At 64.7% G+C, this 300-nt stretch carries 1 protein-coding gene; it reads left to right on the top strand.

Annotation, left to right across the window (positions count from 1 at the left end):
• Window positions 1-15: 15 nt before the first annotated feature.
• The coding region (locus ACSNOK_RS33740; protein ID WP_436784571.1) for a hypothetical protein at window positions 16-300 on the top strand (285 nt) is incomplete at its 3' end.

Here is a 300-nt window from a genome sequence, read left to right on the forward strand (position 1 = left end):
GATATCTGGGTGAGCGTGGGCGTCTTCCTGCTGCCTGCCGCCTTTGCCTGGCAGGCACGCGAGACCTTGACGCGCGGAACGATCTGGCGCCGCATCGACCGCATGCTGGTGCTGCTGACCTTGGCGCCGCTGCTGGCCTTGCTCAGCATTCCCATGGGGCATTACACGCAATGGGCCTGGCTCGGAGTCAGCGTCCCCTGGATGGCCAGCATGCTGAGCGCTTTGGTGGCCTGGAAGAACCTGCTCCGGCAGGGCCCCAGCATCGTCAACCTGCTGGTGCTGATTCCCTACACGCTGCAT

It is taken from the genome of Streptomyces sp. URMC 126 (assembly GCF_051386555.1).
Taxonomy (GTDB): domain Bacteria; phylum Actinomycetota; class Actinomycetes; order Streptomycetales; family Streptomycetaceae; genus Streptomyces.